Origin of the sequence: Mycobacterium sp. E735 (genome assembly GCF_001666955.1) — a bacterium.
Lineage (GTDB): Bacteria > Actinomycetota > Actinomycetes > Mycobacteriales > Mycobacteriaceae > Mycobacterium.
The window spans coordinates 1-17,024 of sequence record NZ_LZIX01000301.1 but is presented as its reverse complement, the minus strand read 5'-3'; the positions used below and the strand labels follow the sequence as shown (position 1 = coordinate 17,024).

Genomic DNA, 17,024 nt, shown 5'->3' with positions numbered 1-17,024 from the left:
GTTACTTGTGTTTCTAATGTTAATGATGAGACGACACGACCTGGGCGCGACGAAACTGCGCCAAATTCGACGGCACCGCAGAAGAATCTGCGGTGCCGTCTGGTTGGAGGGTTTCCTGAAGGTCTAGACGGGTGGCAGGACCGGTGCCGCGCCGGCGGCAGCCGGCAGGGCGCCCGCGGCGGCACCCGGCAGGGCGCCCGCGGCACCCGGGAGGGCGCCCGCGGCACCCGGCAGCGCACCGGCGGCGCCCGGAAGCGCACCGGCTGCACCCGCCCCGCCGTGCAGACCCTGCGTGATCGCCGGCATGACCAGGCCCTTGAGCAGGTCGATCGCCTGACCGGCGCCGAGCTGGTTGGCGGCCTGCATCACGTCGTTGACCAGGCCACCGCCGCCGCTGCTGGAGCTTCCGCCGCCGCCGCCGAGGCCGGTGCCACCACCAATCGGTGAACCGTTACCGAAGGACGACGGGTCGCCCAGGATCGGGTAGGTACCGTCGGCGCCCGGGTCCAGGCTGGCCGGGGCCGTGATTGGCACCTCACCGGCAGCCGTCGGGCTCGTCAGCCCGGGCGTGACCCCGGCCGGGCTGGTCAGCCCGGGGTTGGACAGCGCGGGGTTGAGCCCCTCACCCGGGGTCGCCACTCCGGCGCCCGGGGTGGTCGGCAGCGCGCCGGGCGCGGTGAGACCCGGCGTCGCGGTCGGCGCCAGGCCCGGGCTGGTCAGAGCCGGGCTGGTCAAACTGGGGCTCGTCAAACCGGGGCTGGTCAGGCCGGGGCTGGTGAGGCCGGGGCTGGTCAGGCCCGGACTGGTCAGACCAGGGCTCGTGAGCCCTGGAGTCCCGAGGCCCGGAGTGCCCAGGCCGGGGCTGGCCAGGCCCGGAGTGCTGGTCGCGCCCCCGCTCAGCGCGGGCACCGGGGGCAGGTTGATCCCGAATTGCGACAGCCCCTGCGACAAGGCGCCCATCAGCTCGCCCGGCAGGTCGGTCATTACCGCCGCCTGCTTGAAGTCGTGGTGCTCGGCCGGTTTGTTGCCCGCCGTCGATTCGTAGACAAGGAAGTATGCGCAAGGACTCGCCACTGCCAGGGCGGCGACCGCGCTCATGGCTGTCGAAAGCTTGCGTCGGCGTCGGTTCGGCACGGAAGTCTCCTCAATCTGGACAACTCAATGTTCAACTGTGTTGTGTCAGTGCGGCCTTGCCGGTTTCTAGCCGCCGACAACCACACAGAGTCGATGGTACGAGTGAGAATGCTGTGACTAGAGTGGCGATATTGATTCGTGAGGTAATTGCGACCCGGACCGTGATCGCCGGGTTCGACAGTCCCGAATCGTCGCCACACGACCGATCGCGGACTCCCTGGCCTCGCCAAATGGGTTAGGCCGACGCCGTCGGATACCCTAAGCAACCGATGACCGCTCGCTTTGACCTCCTCGTCGTCGGCTCTGGATTCTTCGGCCTGACCATTGCCGAGCGCGTGGCTACCCAACTCGGGAAGCGCGTGCTCGTCGTGGAGCGCCGCCCGCACATCGGGGGGAACGCCTATTCGGAAGCCGAGCCGCAGACCGGTATCGAGGTCCACAAATACGGCGCCCACCTGTTCCACACCTCTAATAAGAGGGTCTGGGACTACGTGCGTCAGTTCACCGACTTCACCAACTACCAACACCGCGTGTTCGCCATGCACAACGGGCAGGCCTACCAATTCCCGATGGGTCTGGGCCTGGTGTCACAGTTCTTCGGCAGGTACTTCACCCCGGACGAAGCCCGCCGCCTGATCGCCGACCAGGCCGCCGAGATCAAGACCGAGGACGCGCAGAACCTCGAGGAGAAGGCGATCTCGCTGATCGGGCGCCCGCTGTACGAGGCGTTCGTCAAGGGCTACACCGCCAAGCAGTGGCAGACCGATCCCAAGGAATTGCCGGCCGCCAACATCACCCGGCTGCCCGTGCGCTACACCTTCGACAACCGATACTTCAGCGACACCTACGAGGGGCTGCCGGCCGACGGGTACACGGCGTGGCTGCAGAACATGGCCGCCGACGACCGCATCGAGGTCCGGCTGGACATCGACTGGTTCGACGTCCGCGACAAGTTGCGCGCGGACAGTCCCGATGCACCGGTCGTCTACACCGGCCCGCTGGACCGCTACTTCAACTACGCCGAAGGCCGGTTGGGCTGGCGCACCTTGGATTTCGAGCTCGAGGTGCTGACCGAGTGCGGCGACTTCCAAGGCACGCCGGTGATGAACTACAACGATCTCGAGATCCCCTACACCCGCATTCACGAGTTCCGCCACTTCCACCCCGAGCGTGACTATCCGACCGACAAGACGGTCATCATGCGGGAGTTCTCGAGGTTCGCCGAAGACGACGACGAGCCCTACTATCCGATCAACACCGAGGCCGACCGTGCGCTGCTGGCCGCCTACCGGGCGCGGGCGAAGGCCGAGACCGCGTCATCGAAGGTGCTGTTCGGTGGCCGGCTGGGGACCTACCAATACCTGGACATGCACATGGCGATCGCCAGCGCGCTCAACATGTACGACAACGTCCTCGCGCCACACCTGCGCGACGGCACAGCACTAGTGGAGGAAGGCGCGGGGGGATGACCGCTGTAAGCCTGCTTTCCAGAATCATCCTGCCGCGTCCGGGTGAGCCCCTCGACGTGCGCAAGCTGTATCTGGAGGAATCGACCACCAACGCGCGGCGTGCCCACGCGACCAGCCGAACCTCGCTCGAGATCGGCAAAGAGTCCGAAGTGTCGTTCGCCACGTACTTCAACGCGTTCCCGGCCAGTTACTGGCGCCGCTGGTCGATCTGCACGTCGGTGGTGTTGCGAGTCGAGCTCACCGGAACCGGGCGCGTCGACCTGTACCGCACCAAGGCCACCGGGGTACGAATCTCCGTGGAGGGCCGCCAATTCGTCGGCACCGACGATCAACCGGCCGTCGTCGAGATCGAGGTGCCGCTCAAGCCGTTCGAGGACGGCGGCTGGATCTGGTTCGACATCACCACCGACACCGCGGTGAACCTGGTGAGCGGTGGCTGGTATGCGACCGAGCCCGCGCCGGGCACGGCCAACGTCGCCGTCGGCATCCCGACGTTCAACCGGCCCGCCGACTGCGTCAACGCGCTGGCCGACCTGACCGCAGATCCGTTGGTGGACGCGGTGATCGGGGCGGTGATCGTCCCCGACCAGGGCACCCGAAAGGTGCGCGACCACCCGGACTTCCCCGCCGCGGCCGCGGGGCTGGGCAATCGGCTGTCCATCCACAACCAGCCCAACCTCGGCGGCTCGGGCGGTTACAGCCGGGTGATGTACGAGGCGCTGAAAAACACGGACTGCCAACAGATTCTGTTCATGGACGACGACATCCGCATCGAGCCCGACTCGATCCTGCGGGTGTTGGCCCTGCACCGCTTCGCCAAGACGCCGATGCTGATCGGCGGTCAGATGCTCAACCTGCAGGAGCCCTCGCACCTGCACATCATGGGCGAGGTCGTCAACCAGTCGAACTTCATGTGGACCGCCGCCCCGCACGCCGAGTACGACCACGACTTCGCCGAATATCCGTTGAACGACAAGAATGTTCGAAGCGCCCTGCTGCACCGGCGCATCGACGTCGACTTCAACGGCTGGTGGACGTGCATGATCCCCCGGCAGGTCGCCGAGGAACTGGGCCAGCCGCTACCGCTGTTCATCAAATGGGACGACGCCGAATACGGTCTGCGCGCCGGCGAGCACGGGTACCCGACCGTCACCTTGCCCGGCGCGGCGATCTGGCACATGGCCTGGAGTGACAAGGACGACGCCATCGACTGGCAGGCCTACTACCACCTGCGCAATCGCCTGGTGGTCGCCGCGATGCACTGGGACGGCGACATCACCGGACTGGTCCGCAGCCACCTGAAGGCAACGCTGAAACACCTTGCCTGCCTTGAATATTCGACGGTAGCGATCCAGAACCGGGCCATCGACGACTTCCTCGCGGGCCCGGAGCACATCTTCTCGATCCTGGAATCCGCCCTGCCCGAGGTGCATCGGTTGCGCAAGGAGTACCCGGACGCGGTGGTGCTGCCGGCCGCGAGCCAACTCCCGGCGCCGTCGCACAAGACCAAGGCGATGAAGCCGCCAGTGAACCCGCTGTCGATCGGTTACCGGCTGGCCCGCGGCATCCTGCACAACGCGACCAAGGCCGACCCCGAGGCCCACCGGCGCCCCGAATTCAACGTGCCGACCCAGGACGCCCGCTGGTTCCGGCTGTGCACGGTCGACGGCGTCACCGTGACGACGGCCGACGGGTGCGGCGTGGTCTACCGGCAACGCGACCGGCGCAAGATGTTCCAACTGCTGTTCGCCTCGCTGCGCCGGCAGCGCCTCCTGGCGAGCCGCTTCGACGAGATGCGCAAAACGTACCGGGACGCGCTGCCGGTGCTGTCCAGCAAGCAGAAATGGGAGATGGCGCTGCTGCCCGCGCACGCCGAGCGAGAGCATGGCTGAATCGGCCACCCCGCGCGGCGAGGTCGCCGCTCTGGTGGCCGTGCAAGCCGCGCTCGCCGACCGCCCCGGTGCGTTGACGACGGCGCGCGGCCTGTCCCATTTCGGCGAGCACAGCCTCGGCTGGCTGGCCGTGGCGGCGGTCGGCGCGCTGCTGGCGCCGAGGCGGCGTCGGGACTGGCTGGTCGCCGGCGCGGGCGCGTTCGCCGCGCACGCCGCCGCCGTGCTGGTCAAGCGGGTGGTGCGGCGCCAGCGGCCGCACGATCCGGCCGTCGTCGTGAACGTCGGCACCCCCAGCCGGCTGAGTTTCCCCTCGGCCCACGCCACCTCGACCACGGCCGCGGCCATCCTGATGGGCCGGATCACCGGCCTGCCGCTGCCCGCCCTCCTGGTTCCCCCGATGGCAGTGTCGCGGATGCTGCTCGGGGTGCACTATCCCAGCGACGTGGCCTGCGGCATCGTCCTCGGCGCCACTGTCGCGCGAATCACCGTTCGGCTAGAGGGCCGGGCGCGGAAGGTCTGGGCGAATGAGTGAGGACGTGGTGACCGGGCCCCCGGGCAACGTGGTGGTCGGGGTCGTCAAGGCGATCCGCCCGCGGCAGTGGGTGAAGAACGTCCTGGTGCTGGCGGCACCGGTGGCCGCGTTGGGCGGCCCGGTGCACTACAACTACGCCGACGTGCTGACCAAGGTCTCGGTGGCGTTCGTGGTGTTCTGCCTGGCGGCCTCGTCGATCTATCTGGTCAACGACGTGCGCGACGTCGACGCCGACCGCGAGCACCCCACCAAGAGATTCCGCCCGATCGCCGCGGGTGTGGTGCCCGAGTGGCTGGCGTACACCCTGGCGCTGGTTCTCGGGGCGGGCTCGCTGGGGCTCGCGTGGTGGCTGACGCCGGACCTGGCGGTCGTGATGGCCGTCTACCTCGGCATGCAGCTTGCCTATTGTTTCGGTCTGAAACACCAAGCGGTGATGGACATCTGCATCGTGTCGTCGGCGTACCTGCTGCGCGCCATAGCCGGTGGCGCCGCCACCGGCATCCCGCTGTCGCAATGGTTCTTGCTGACCGCGGCGTTCGCGTCGCTGTTCATGGTGGCGGGCAAGCGGTACGCCGAGCTGCAGGTCGCCGAGCGCACCGGCGCCGCGATCCGCAAGTCCCTGGAGAGCTACACCAGCACCTATCTGCGGTTCGTCTGGACGATGTCGGCCACCGCCGTGGTGCTCTGCTACGGGTTGTGGGCGTTCGAGCGCGACCGCCACTCGGGATCGTGGTTCGCGGTGTCCATGGTGCCGTTCACCATCGCGATCCTGCGCTACGCCGTCGACGTCGACGGCGGGCTGGCCGGCGAGCCCGAAGACATCGCGCTGCGCGACCGGGTGTTGCAGCTGCTTTTCCTCGCGTGGATCGCGACGCTTGGAGCCGCCGTTGCCTTCGGTTAGCCCCGAACTGCAGGCCCTCAAAGCGCGCATGATGCGCAGCCGGCCGGCCATCAGGCGGTTGGGCTGGCCGGTGTTCCCTTACACGACCCTGGTGCGGGTCACCCTGTGGATCAGCGTGACGGTGGTCTCCGTCCTGTTCGCCTGGGGTGCTTGGCAGCGGCGCTGGATCGCCGACGACGGGCTCATCGTGTTGCGCACGGTGCGCAACCTGCTCGCCGGCAACGGGCCGGTCTTCAACCAGGGTGAGCGGGTGGAGGCCAACACCTCCACGGCCTGGACCTACCTGATGTACGCCGGCAGTTGGGTGGGCGGGCCGATGCGGATGGAATACGTGGCGCTCGCGCTGGCCCTGACGCTCTCGGTGCTGGGCGTCGCCCTGCTCATGCTGGGAGCCGCCCGGTTGTACGCACCCAGCCTGCGCGGCCGCAGGGCCGTCATGCTGCCCGCCGGCGCGTTGGTCTACGTCGCGCTTCCGCCCGCACGTGACTTCGCCACCTCCGGTCTGGAGAGCGGGCTGACGCTGGCTTACCTCGGGCTGCTGTGGTGGATGATGGTCTGCTGGGGCCAGCCGGTGCGGAACCGCCCGGATCACAAACTCTTCATCGGTGCGCTGGCGTTCGTGGCCGGTTTCAGCGTCTTGGTCCGGCCCGACCTGGCCCTGATGGGCGGGTTGGCCCTGATCATGATGCTGATCGCGGCGCGGACCTGGGGGCGCCGGGTGCTGATCGTGCTGGCCGGTGGGCTGCTGCCCGTCGGCTACGAGATCTTCCGGATGGGCTACTACGGCCTGCTGGTGCCCGGGACCGCGCTGGCCAAGGACGCGGCGGGCGACAAGTGGTCCCAGGGCATGATCTACCTGTCGAACTTCGACGCGCCCTACGCGGTGTGGGTGCCGGTGGTGCTCCTCGTGCCGCTGGGGCTGCTGCTTCTCGCGGCGCGCCGCCGGCCGTCGTTTTTGCGGCCCGCCTTCGCCCCGAACTACGGGCGGGTGGCCAGGGCGGTTCAAAGCCCGCCCGCCGTCGTGGCTTTCGTTGTGGTGAGCGGCCTGCTGCAAGCGCTCTACTGGATCCGGCAGGGCGGCGACTTCATGCACGGGCGGGTGCTGTTGGCGCCGTTGTTCTGCTTGCTGGCCCCGGTCGCCGTGATCCCGCTGGCCATTCCGGATGGACAGGACTATTCGCGGGAGACGGGCTACTGGGTGGCCGGCGCGGCCGGCGCGCTCTGGCTGGGTGTGGCCGGTTGGTCGCTGTGGGCGGCGAATTCGCCGGGGATGGGCGACGACGCCACCCACGTCAGCTACTCCGGAATCGTCGACGAGCGGCGCTTCTACGCGCAGGCCACCGGGCACGCGCATCCGCTCACCGCCGCCGACTACCTGGGGTATCCCAGGATGGCGGCCATCCTGACGGCGCTCGACAACACTCCCGACGGGGCGTTACTGCTGCCGTCGGGAAATTACATCCAGTGGGACCTCGTGCCGATGGCGCAACCGGGGCCCGACAAGCAACCCCAAAAACCGCAGCACGCAGTGTTTTTCACCAACCTCGGCATGGTCGGCATGAATGTCGGGCTCGATGTCAGGGTGATCGACCAGATCGGACTGGCGAATCCGCTTGCGCAACACACGGAACGGTTGCAGCACGGCCGCATCGGGCACGACAAGAACCTCTTCCCGGACTGGGTGATCGCCGACGGTCCGTGGGTGAAGTTGTATCCCGGCATTCCGGGTTATCTGGACCAGCAGTGGGTCGCCGAGGCGGTGACCGCCCTCAAATGTCCCGAGACCGAGGCGGTGCTGAGTTCGGTGCGCGCCCCGATGACCCCGCACAGGTTCCTGTCGAACCTGCTGCATTCCTATGAATTCACCAAATACCGGATAGACCGTGTGCCGCGCTACGAGCTGGCCAGATGCGGGCTGCCGGTGCCCGAAGAGGCCCCGCCGCCACCTCGCGAGTAAGCCCAGGGCAGAAGAATTTTCGACCAATCTCAAAATTGTCTTCAAGCCGGCCCCGTGAAAAATTGCCAGCAACATCACATTTGGGCCGTTACCAGCTGGCAATAAGGCTCAAGCACATGCGAAAACCCGGATTCCGGGGCGGGCGTTTCGCCTGGAAAGCGCCGGGTAAAGCGGGCCCAGTGAGGCTTTCGGTGGCCGCCTCGATGCGACCGGGCGCCGGAAGGTGTGGTTGACTACACGAGCACTGCTGCGCGGAGATCGTATGCAGTACGACCCAAAACATGACGCGCCCGGTTGACGGGCGCGCCGAGAAGGATGAGGAAGCAAGGATGACGCTTGTCGACAGGTTTCGCGGCGCCGTGGCAGGTATGCCGCGGCGGCTCGTGGTGGCGGCCGCTGGCGCGGCGCTGCTCTCGGGCCTGATTGGCGCCGTGGGGGGCTCGGCGACCGCTGGTGCCTTCTCGCGCCCCGGTCTGCCGGTGGAATACCTGCAGGTTCCTTCCGCGGGGATGGGCCGCGATATCAAGGTTCAGTTCCAAAGCGGTGGGGCCAACTCGCCCGCGCTGTACCTGCTCGACGGTATGCGCGCGCAGGACGACTTCAACGGCTGGGACATCAACACCCCGGCGTTCGAGTGGTACAACCAGTCCGGAATCTCGGTCGTCATGCCCGTCGGTGGCCAGTCCAGCTTCTACTCCGACTGGTACAAGCCCGCCTGCGGCAAGGCCGGCTGCACCACCTACAAGTGGGAGACCTTCCTGACCAGCGAGCTGCCCGCGTACCTGTCGGCGCAGAAGCAGGTCAGGTCGACCAACAACGCCGCCGTCGGTCTGTCGATGGCCGGGTCGTCGGCGCTGATCCTCGCCGCCTACCACCCGAACCAGTTCACCTACGCCGGCTCGCTGTCCGCGCTCCTGGACCCGTCGCAGGGCATGGGCCCGTCGCTGATCGGCCTGGCCATGGGTGACGCCGGTGGTTACAAGGCAGCCGACATGTGGGGTCCCAAGGAGGACCCGGCCTGGGCCCGCAACGACCCGTCGCTTCAGGTCGGCAAGCTGGTCGCCAACAACACCCGCATCTGGGTGTACTGCGGTAACGGCAAGCCGTCGGACCTCGGTGGCGACAACCTGCCCGCCAAGTTCCTCGAGGGCTTCGTGCGGACTTCCAACCTGAAGTTCCAGGACGCGTACAAAGCCGCCGGCGGCAACAACGCGGTGTGGAACTTCGACGCCAACGGCACCCACGACTGGCCCTACTGGGGCGCGCAGCTGCAGGCGATGAAGCCTGACCTGCAGTCGGCGCTGGGCGCCACCCCGGGCGCCGGGCCGGCCACGGCCGCCGCGGCTGCCGGGAACGGCACGAACGGCCAGGGCACCTAAGCCCACGAACAACGCGACTAACGGCGGAAACCCTTCGGGGTTTCCGCCGTTAGTTGGTTTGGTGTGTGATTTGTTTCACTACCCCGTGGGCGGGGGAACTACGGCGCTGGCTAATGTGCTCGTCAGCGACTAGACGATGGAGGGTGACATGAGGGTCGTGCGGGGTGCGTCAGCGCTTCTTCGGGTGTTCTCCGTAGCCGCGCTGGCGATCGGGCTGATCGGTGTGACCGTGGCGGGCGGACCGGCCGGCAAGGCGAGGGCGGCCGGTTACGAGAGCCTGATGGTGCCGTCGGCGGCGATGGGCCGCGACATCCCGGTGGCCTTCCTGGCCGGCGGACCGCACGCGGTGTATCTGCTGGACGCGTTCAACGCGGCCCCCGACGTGAGCAACTGGGTCACCGCGGGCAACGCGATGAACACGCTTGGCGGCAAGGGCATCTCGGTGGTGGCGCCCGCGGGCGGGGCCTGGAGCATGTACACGAACTGGGAGCAGGACGGCAGCAAGCAGTGGGACACCTTCCTGTCCAGCGAGCTGCCCAACTGGCTGGCCGCCAACAAAGGCCTGGCGCCGGGCGGCCACGCGGCCGTCGGCGCCTCGCAGGGCGGCTACGGCGCGATGGCGCTCGCCGCCTTCCACCCCGACCGCTTCGGCTTCGCCGGTTCGCTGTCCGGGTTCCTGTACCCGTCGAGCACCAACTACAACGGCGCGATCCTGGCCGGCCTGCAACAGTTCGGCGGTGTGGACGGTAACGGGATGTGGGGGGCCCCGCAGCTGGGCCGGTGGAAGTGGCACGACCCATACGTCCACGCGTCGCTGCTGGCGCAGAACAACACCCGCGTGTGGGTCTACAGCCCGACGAACATGGGTGGCGACGACGCCGCCATGATCGGCCAGGCGGGGGCGGCCATGGGCAGCTCCCGCGAGTTCTACCAGCAGTACCGCAGCAACGGCGGGCACAACGGTCACTTCGACTTCCCGGGCGGCGGCGACAACGGCTGGGGCTCCTGGTCGGGGCAGCTGGGCGCGATGTCGGGCGACATCGTCGGCGCGATTCGCTAAGCGGGTCGGCGCCGGGAGACGCGGGTCGCCGCCCGGCTGAGGTGGTCCTGCGAGCCGGTACCGTGTAGGGGGTGCAGCAGGGGTCGGGAGGACCGCTTGGCTGCGATCCACCGACCTGCTAGCGGGAGACCATGGCCACCAACGCGCGGCGTAAGCGCCACCGAGCCCTCGCCTGGACCGCCGCCTTGGCGATGGCAGGGGTGGTGTTGTTGGTCATCGTGCTAGTGGTCGTCATGCTGCGAGGCCGCGAATCCCCGCCCAGCGCGGTGCCACCGGGCGTCTTGCCGTCGCCGTCCACGACCACCCACCCGCACAAACCCCGGCCCGCTTCGCAAGATGCGTCGTGCCCCGACGTCCAGCTGGTCAACGTCCCCGGCACCTGGGAGTCCGCGCCGCAGGACGATCCGCTCAACCCGATGCAATTCCCCAACGCGCTGCTGCACAGGGTGACCACGGCGATCACCCAGCAGTTCCCCGCGTCCCGGGTGCAGGAGTACACCACCCCTTACACCGCGCAGTTCCACAACCCACTCAGCGGCGACACTCAGATGTCGTACAACGAAAGCCGCGCCGAGGGCACCCGCGCCACGGTGCAGGCGATGACGGACATGAACGCGAAGTGCCCGCTGACCAGTTACGTGCTGATGGGCTTCTCGCAGGGCGCGGTGATCGCCGGTGACATCGCCAGCGACATCGGCAACGGCCGCGGACCCGTCGACGACGACCTGGTGCTCGGTGTGACGTTGATCGCTGACGGTCGCCGCCAGCCCGGCGTGGGCAACGACATCGGGCCCAACCCGCCCGGGCAGGGCGCCGAGGTCACGCTGCACGAAGTGCCCGTGCTCTCCGGGCTGGGCTTGACGATGACCGGCGCGCGGCCCGGCGGATTCGGCGCGCTCAACGACAAGACCAACGAAATCTGCGCTCCGGGCGACCTCATCTGCGCCGCGCCGGACGAGGCGTTCAGCGTGGCCAACCTGCCCAATACCCTTAACACCCTGGCCGGCGGTGCCGGACAGCCCATCCACGCGTTGTACGCGACCACGCAGTTCTGGAACCTGGACGGGCAGCCGGCCACCGATTGGACGTTGAACTGGGTTCAAGGACTGATCGCCAACGCGCCGCACCCCAAACATGGATGACCCGGCCGCGGGACACAGCCATCAGGAGCCCGTTGCCGGTGCAGATCAGCGGTACCTTGTGATTTGGTGTGCTGCGGCCCGCCCCTTAACATTAAGAGGAATTTAAGAGCTATAACACTTTGTTGCGGACCCGATCCTGGTGGAAGCCGGCCTGGGATGAACAGGGGGCCGGCGCCCGCGGCGCCGCGCGAGGACTGGCCCGCGTAGAAATGGAAGCCGTCGGCCTGGCCGACCGAAGGACAGCTAGCCGGCGTACCGCCGGCCTGAAACAGGTGTGACAGGAGAGCGGAATGCCGTACCACAACCCGTTCATCGTGAATGGAAAGATCAGGTTCCCGGACAACACCAACCTGGTCAAGCACGTTGAGAAGTGGGCGAGGGTGCGCGGCGACAAGCTGGCCTACCGTTTCATCGACTACTCCACCGAGCGCGACGGGGTGTATCGCGACATCGTCTGGAGCGACTTCAGCGCCCGCAACCGGGCGGTGGGCGCCCGGCTGCAGCAGGTCACCCAGCCCGGTGACCGCATCGCCATCCTGTGCCCCCAGAACCTGGACTACCTCATCGCCTTCTTCGGTGCGCTGTACGCCGGCCGGATCGCGGTGCCGCTGTTCGACCCGGGCGAGCCGGGCCATGTGGGCCGGCTGCACGCCGTGCTCGACGACTGCACGCCGTCGACCATCCTGACCACCACCGAGGCCGCGGAAGGCGTCCGCAAATTCATCCGCGCACGCGCCGCCAAGGAACGGCCCCGCGTGATCGCCGTCGACGCGGTGCCCAACGAGGTCGCGTCCACCTGGGTCGAGCCCGAGGCCGACGAGAACACGATCGCCTACCTGCAGTACACCTCCGGCTCCACCCGTACCCCGACCGGCGTGCAGATCACGCACCTGAACCTGCCCACCAACGTGCTGCAGGTGCTCAACGGCCTCGAAGGCAAGGAAGGGGACCGCGGCCTGTCCTGGCTGCCCTTCTTCCACGACATGGGCCTGATCACTGCGCTGCTGTCGCCGGTGCTCGGTTACAACTTCACGTTCATGACCCCGGCCGCGTTCGTGCGCCGGCCCGGCCGGTGGATCCGGGAGATGGCCCGCAAGCCCGAAGACGCCCCGGACAGCGAGGTCATCACCGTCGCGCCGAACTTCGCGTTCGAGCACGCCGCGGTGCGCGGCGTGCCCAAGGACGGCGAGCCGCCTCTGGACCTGAGCAACGTCAAGGCGATCCTCAACGGCAGCGAGCCGGTGTCCCCGGCGTCGATGCGCAAGTTCTACGACGCGTTCAAGCCTTATGGCCTGCGCGAGACCGCGATCAAGCCTTCCTACGGTCTGGCCGAGGCCACGCTGTTCGTGTCCACCACGCCCATGGACGAGGCGCCCACGGTCATCCACGTCGACCGCGACGAGCTGAACAAGCAGCGCTTCGTCGAGGTGGCCTCCGATTCGCCCAAGGCCGTCGCACAGGTTTCCGCCGGCATCATCGGCGTCGACGAGTGGGCCGTCATCGTCGATCCCGACACCGCCAGTGAGCTGCCCGACGGGCAGATCGGCGAGATCTGGTTGCACGGTAACAACATGGGCACCGGCTACTGGGGCAGGGAAGACGAGACCACCGAGACCTTCCGCAACATCCTCAAGTCGCGCATCAGCCAGTCGCACGCCGAGGGCGCCCCGGACGACGGCATGTGGGTGCGCACCGGCGATTACGGCACCTACCACAAGGGCCACCTCTATATCGCGGGCCGGATCAAGGACCTCGTCATCATCGACGGCCGCAACCACTACCCGCAGGACCTCGAGTACTCGGCCCAGGAGGCCAGCCGCGCCCTGCGCACCGGCTACGTGGCCGCGTTCTCCGTTCCGGCCAACCAGCTGCCGCAGGTGGTGTTCGACAACCCGCACACCGGCCTCAAGCACGACCCCGACGACAGCTCCGAGCAGCTGGTGATCGTGGCCGAGCGTGCCCCCGGCACGCACAAGCTGGACTACCAGCCGATCGCGGACGAAATCCGGGCGGCCATCGCCGTCCGCCACGGGGTCACCATCCGCGACCTGCTGCTGGTGCAGGCGGGAACGATCCCGCGTACCTCGAGCGGCAAGATCGGGCGCCGCGCGTGCCGCGCCGCCTACCTCGACGGCAGCCTGCGTAGCGGCGTCGGATCGCCGACGGCCTTCGCCGGGGCTAACGACTGAATTCAGGAACCATGGCTGACACAGACGAACCTCAGGAGAACTCGCCCGCCAAGAAGACCGAGCTCACAGTCCCCGAGATGCGCGCGTGGCTGCGCAACTGGGTGGGCCGGGCCGTCGGCAAGTCGCCGGACGACATCGACGAGTCGGTGCCCATGGTCGAGCTCGGCCTGTCGTCGCGCGACGCCGTAGCGATGGCCGCCGACATCGAGGACATGACCGGTGTCACCCTGTCGGTCGCGGTGGCCTTCCAGCACCCGACCATCGAGTCGCTGGCCACCCGGATCATCGAGGGCGAGCCGGAGCTCGACACCTCGGGTGACGACGTTTCCGACTGGACGCGCAACGGCCCGGCCGAGCGCGTCGACATCGCGATCGTGGGCCTGTCGACCCGGCTGCCGGGGGACATGAACAGCCCCGACGAGACGTGGCAGGCGCTCATGGAGGGCCGCGACGCCATCACCGACCTGCCGGAGGGCCGCTGGGCGGAGTTCCTCGAAGAGCCGCGGCTCGCCGAGCGGATGGCCAAGGCCCGCACCCGCGGCGGCTACCTGAAGGACATCAAGGGCTTCGACTCCGAGTTCTTCGCGGTGGCCAAGACCGAAGCCGACAACATCGACCCGCAGCAGCGGATGGCGCTGGAGCTGACCTGGGAAGCGCTCGAACACGCCCGCATCCCGGCGTCGAGCCTGCGCGGCGGGTCCGTCGGCGTGTACGTCGGTGTCTCCAACAACGACTACAGCTTCCTGGCGGTGTCCGACCCGACCGTCGCGCACCCCTACGCCATCACCGGCACCGCGACGTCGATCATCGCCAACCGGGTCTCCTACTTCTACGACTTCCGCGGTCCGTCCGTGGCCGTCGACACCGCCTGCTCGAGCTCGCTGGTGGCCGCCCACCAAGCGGTCCAGGCGCTGCGCAACGGCGAGTGCGACGTGGCCGTCGCGGGCGGCGTCAACGCGCTGATCACGCCGGTGGTCACCCTCGGCTTCGACGAGATCGGCCAGGTCCTTTCGCCCGACGGCCGGATCAAGTCGTTCTCCTCCGACGCCGACGGCTACACCCGGTCCGAGGGCGGCGGCATGCTGGTGCTCAAGCGCGTCGACGACGCCCGCCGCGACGGCGACCAGATCCTCGCCGTGATCGCGGGCAGCGCGGTCAACCACGACGGCCGGTCCAACGGCCTGATCGCCCCCAACCAGGACGCGCAGGCCGACGTGCTGCGCCGGGCCTACAAGGACGCCGGCATCGATCCCCGCAACGTCGACTACATCGAGGCGCACGGCACCGGCACCGTCCTCGGCGACCCGATCGAGGCCGAGGCGCTGGGCCGCGTCGTCGGCCGGGGCCGCCCCGCCGATCGCCCGGCGCTGCTGGGCGCGGTGAAAACCAATGTGGGCCACCTGGAGTCGGCGGCCGGCGCGGCCAGCATGGCAAAGGTGGTGCTGGCGCTGCAGCACGACAAGCTGCCGCCGTCGATCAACTTCGCCGGCCCCAGCCCCTACATCGACTTCGACGCGATGCGCCTGAAGGTGGTCGACCAGCCCACCGACTGGCCGCGCTACGGCGGCTACGCCCTGGCCGGGGTGTCCAGCTTCGGCTTCGGTGGCGCCAACGCCCACTTGGTGGTGCGCGAGGTCTTGCCCCGTGACGTCATCGAGCGGGAGCCGGAGCCGGCGCCCGAACCGCAGGCGGCCGCGGAAACCGCCGAGGCCCCCACCATGGAAAGCCACGCGCTGCGGTTCGACGATTTCGGCAACATCATCCCGGATGCCGAGGCGCCCGAGGAGGACGAGTACGAGCTGCCGGGCGTCACCGACGAGGCGCTGCGGCTCAAGGAGATCGCGCTCGAAGAGCTCGCGGCGAAAGAGGCGGCGGAGCCGACCAAGCCCCTGATCCCGCTCGCCGTGTCGGCGTTCCTGACCTCGCGCAAGAAGGCCGCGGCCGCCGAGCTCGCGGACTGGCTGGAAAGCCCGGAGGGCCGGGCGTCGTCCCTGGAATCGGTCGGCCGGGCGCTGTCGCGGCGCAACCACGGCCGTTCCCGCGCGGTCGTGCTGGCCCACGACCACGAGGAGGCCATCAAGGGTCTGCGCGCGGTCGCCGAGGGCAAGCAGCGGCCGGGCGTGTTCAGCGTCGACGGGCCCGTGACCAACGGACCGGTCTGGGCGATGGCCGGCTTCGGCGCGCAGCACCGCAAGATGGGGAAGAACCTCTACCTGCGCAACGAGGTCTTCGCGGAGTGGATCGAGAAGGTCGACGCGCTGATCCAGGATGAGCGCGGTTACTCGGTGCTCGAGCTGATCTTGGACGACTCGCACGAGTACGGCATCGAGACGTCCAATGTGGTGATCTTCGCGATCCAGATCGCGCTCGGCGAATTGCTCAAGCACCACGGCGCCAAGCCCGCCGCGGTGATCGGGCAGTCCCTCGGTGAACCCGCGGCCGCCTACTTCGCCGGCGGGCTGTCGCTGGCCGACGCGGCCCGGGTCATCGCGTCGCGCTCGCACCTGATGGGTGAGGGCGAGGCGATGCTGTTCGGCGAGTACGTCCGGTTCATGGCGCTCGTCGAGTACTCCGCCGACGAGCTCAAGACGGTGTTCTCCGACTTCCCGGGCCTGGAGGTGTGTGTTTACGCGGCGCCCACCCAGACCGTCATCGGCGGCCCGCCCGAACAGATCGACGCGATCGTCGCCCGGGCCGAGGCCGAGGGCCGCTTCGCCCGCAAGCTGCAGACCAAGGGCGCCGGTCACACCTCGCAGATGGACCCGCTGCTCGGCGAGTTCTCCGCGGAGTTGCAGGGCATCGAGCCGATGACGCCCACCGTGGGGATCTTCTCGACGGTGCACGAGGGTACCTACGTCAAACCCGACGGCGACCCGATCCACGACGTGGCCTACTGGGTCAAGGGGATGCGGCACTCGGTGTACTTCACGCACGGCGTCCGCAACGCCGTGGACAGCGGGTTCACCACCTTTTTGGAGCTGGCGCCCAACCCGGTGGCGCTGATGCAGATCGGCTTGACCACCGCCGCGGCCGGGTTGCACGACGCGCAGCTGATCCCGACGCTGGCCAAGAAGCAGGACGACGTCGAGGCGATGATCGCGGCCATGGCCCAGCTCTACGTCTACGGCCACGACCTGGACATCTGGACGCTGTTCAGCCGGGCGTCCGGTCCCGAGGACTACGCCAACATTCCGCCGACCCGGTTCAAGCGCAAGGAGCACTGGCTGGACGTGCACTTCGCGCACGGCAGCAGCTCGGTGCTCATGCCGGGCAACCACGTCGCGCTGCCTGACGGCCGCCAGCTGCGCGTCCGGAAGGACCTCTGCCGCAGCGGCTTTCACCAACGCGGGCAGGTCCGTCAGGCCGCGG

The 17,024-nt window shown here is 68.3% G+C and carries 11 protein-coding genes; 10 read left to right on the top strand and 1 reads right to left on the bottom strand.

Going from position 1 to position 17,024, the window contains the following annotated elements:
- Window positions 1-123 precede the first annotated feature (123 nt).
- On the bottom strand, window positions 124-1,134 hold the full coding sequence (locus A5704_RS24615) for a PirG (RefSeq protein ID WP_197508535.1): 1,011 nt from the start codon (window positions 1,132-1,134) through the stop codon (window positions 124-126).
- Window positions 1,135-1,403: 269 nt separating this feature from the next.
- Between A5704_RS24615 and glf the strand changes: the two genes are divergently transcribed.
- From glf to A5704_RS24565, 10 genes are all read left to right on the top strand, one after another.
- A complete protein-coding gene (glf, locus tag A5704_RS24610) occupies window positions 1,404-2,603 on the top strand; it encodes a UDP-galactopyranose mutase (RefSeq protein WP_067781086.1) in 1,200 nt (399 codons plus the stop codon).
- Window positions 2,600-4,495 (top strand): glycosyltransferase, encoded by a 1,896-nt coding sequence (locus A5704_RS24605; protein WP_067760242.1) that lies wholly within the window; start codon window positions 2,600-2,602, stop codon window positions 4,493-4,495. Before glf ends, A5704_RS24605 begins: the two co-directional genes overlap by 4 nt.
- A complete protein-coding gene (locus A5704_RS24600; RefSeq protein ID WP_067760239.1) occupies window positions 4,488-5,027 on the top strand; it encodes a phosphatase PAP2 family protein in 540 nt (179 codons plus the stop codon). The genes A5704_RS24605 and A5704_RS24600 overlap by 8 nt, the downstream gene beginning before the upstream one ends.
- Window positions 5,020-5,928 (top strand): decaprenyl-phosphate phosphoribosyltransferase, encoded by a 909-nt coding sequence (locus A5704_RS24595; RefSeq protein WP_067760237.1) that lies wholly within the window; start codon window positions 5,020-5,022, stop codon window positions 5,926-5,928. The genes A5704_RS24600 and A5704_RS24595 overlap by 8 nt, the downstream gene beginning before the upstream one ends.
- Window positions 5,915-7,885 (top strand): terminal beta-(1->2)-arabinofuranosyltransferase, encoded by a 1,971-nt coding sequence (gene aftB / locus A5704_RS24590; RefSeq protein WP_304442295.1) that lies wholly within the window; start codon window positions 5,915-5,917, stop codon window positions 7,883-7,885. Before A5704_RS24595 ends, aftB begins: the two co-directional genes overlap by 14 nt.
- Before the next feature lie 329 nt (window positions 7,886-8,214).
- Complete coding sequence (ag85A, locus tag A5704_RS24585) at window positions 8,215-9,264, top strand: diacylglycerol acyltransferase/mycolyltransferase Ag85A (RefSeq protein WP_067760233.1); 1,050 nt, start codon at window positions 8,215-8,217, stop codon at window positions 9,262-9,264.
- Between the two features lie 157 nt (window positions 9,265-9,421).
- On the top strand, window positions 9,422-10,324 hold the full coding sequence (locus tag A5704_RS24580) for an esterase family protein (RefSeq protein ID WP_067760282.1): 903 nt from the start codon (window positions 9,422-9,424) through the stop codon (window positions 10,322-10,324).
- A gap of 131 nt (window positions 10,325-10,455) precedes the next feature.
- On the top strand, window positions 10,456-11,466 hold the full coding sequence (locus A5704_RS24575; protein ID WP_067760231.1) for a cutinase family protein: 1,011 nt from the start codon (window positions 10,456-10,458) through the stop codon (window positions 11,464-11,466).
- A gap of 290 nt (window positions 11,467-11,756) precedes the next feature.
- Window positions 11,757-13,655, top strand: coding sequence for a long-chain-fatty-acid--AMP ligase FadD32 (fadD32, locus tag A5704_RS24570; RefSeq protein ID WP_067891549.1), 1,899 nt, complete (start codon window positions 11,757-11,759; stop codon window positions 13,653-13,655).
- A gap of 11 nt (window positions 13,656-13,666) precedes the next feature.
- On the top strand, window positions 13,667-17,024 hold a 3,358-nt coding region (locus A5704_RS24565), incomplete at its 3' end, for a type I polyketide synthase (protein WP_231969286.1).

What these genes read in the sequence shown, in the direction of transcription:
- fadD32 (WP_067891549.1), top strand. Translation starts at nt 11,757, where the DNA reads ATGCCGTACCACAACCCGTTCATCGTGAATGGAAAGATCAGGTTCCCG.
- A5704_RS24595 (WP_067760237.1), top strand. Translation starts at nt 5,020, where the DNA reads ATGAGTGAGGACGTGGTGACCGGGCCCCCGGGCAACGTGGTGGTCGGG.
- glf (WP_067781086.1), top strand. Translation starts at nt 1,404, where the DNA reads ATGACCGCTCGCTTTGACCTCCTCGTCGTCGGCTCTGGATTCTTCGGC.
- A5704_RS24600 (WP_067760239.1), top strand. Translation starts at nt 4,488, where the DNA reads ATGGCTGAATCGGCCACCCCGCGCGGCGAGGTCGCCGCTCTGGTGGCC.
- A5704_RS24575 (WP_067760231.1), top strand. Translation starts at nt 10,456, where the DNA reads ATGGCCACCAACGCGCGGCGTAAGCGCCACCGAGCCCTCGCCTGGACC.
- A5704_RS24605 (WP_067760242.1), top strand. Translation starts at nt 2,600, where the DNA reads ATGACCGCTGTAAGCCTGCTTTCCAGAATCATCCTGCCGCGTCCGGGT.
- ag85A (WP_067760233.1), top strand. Translation starts at nt 8,215, where the DNA reads ATGACGCTTGTCGACAGGTTTCGCGGCGCCGTGGCAGGTATGCCGCGG.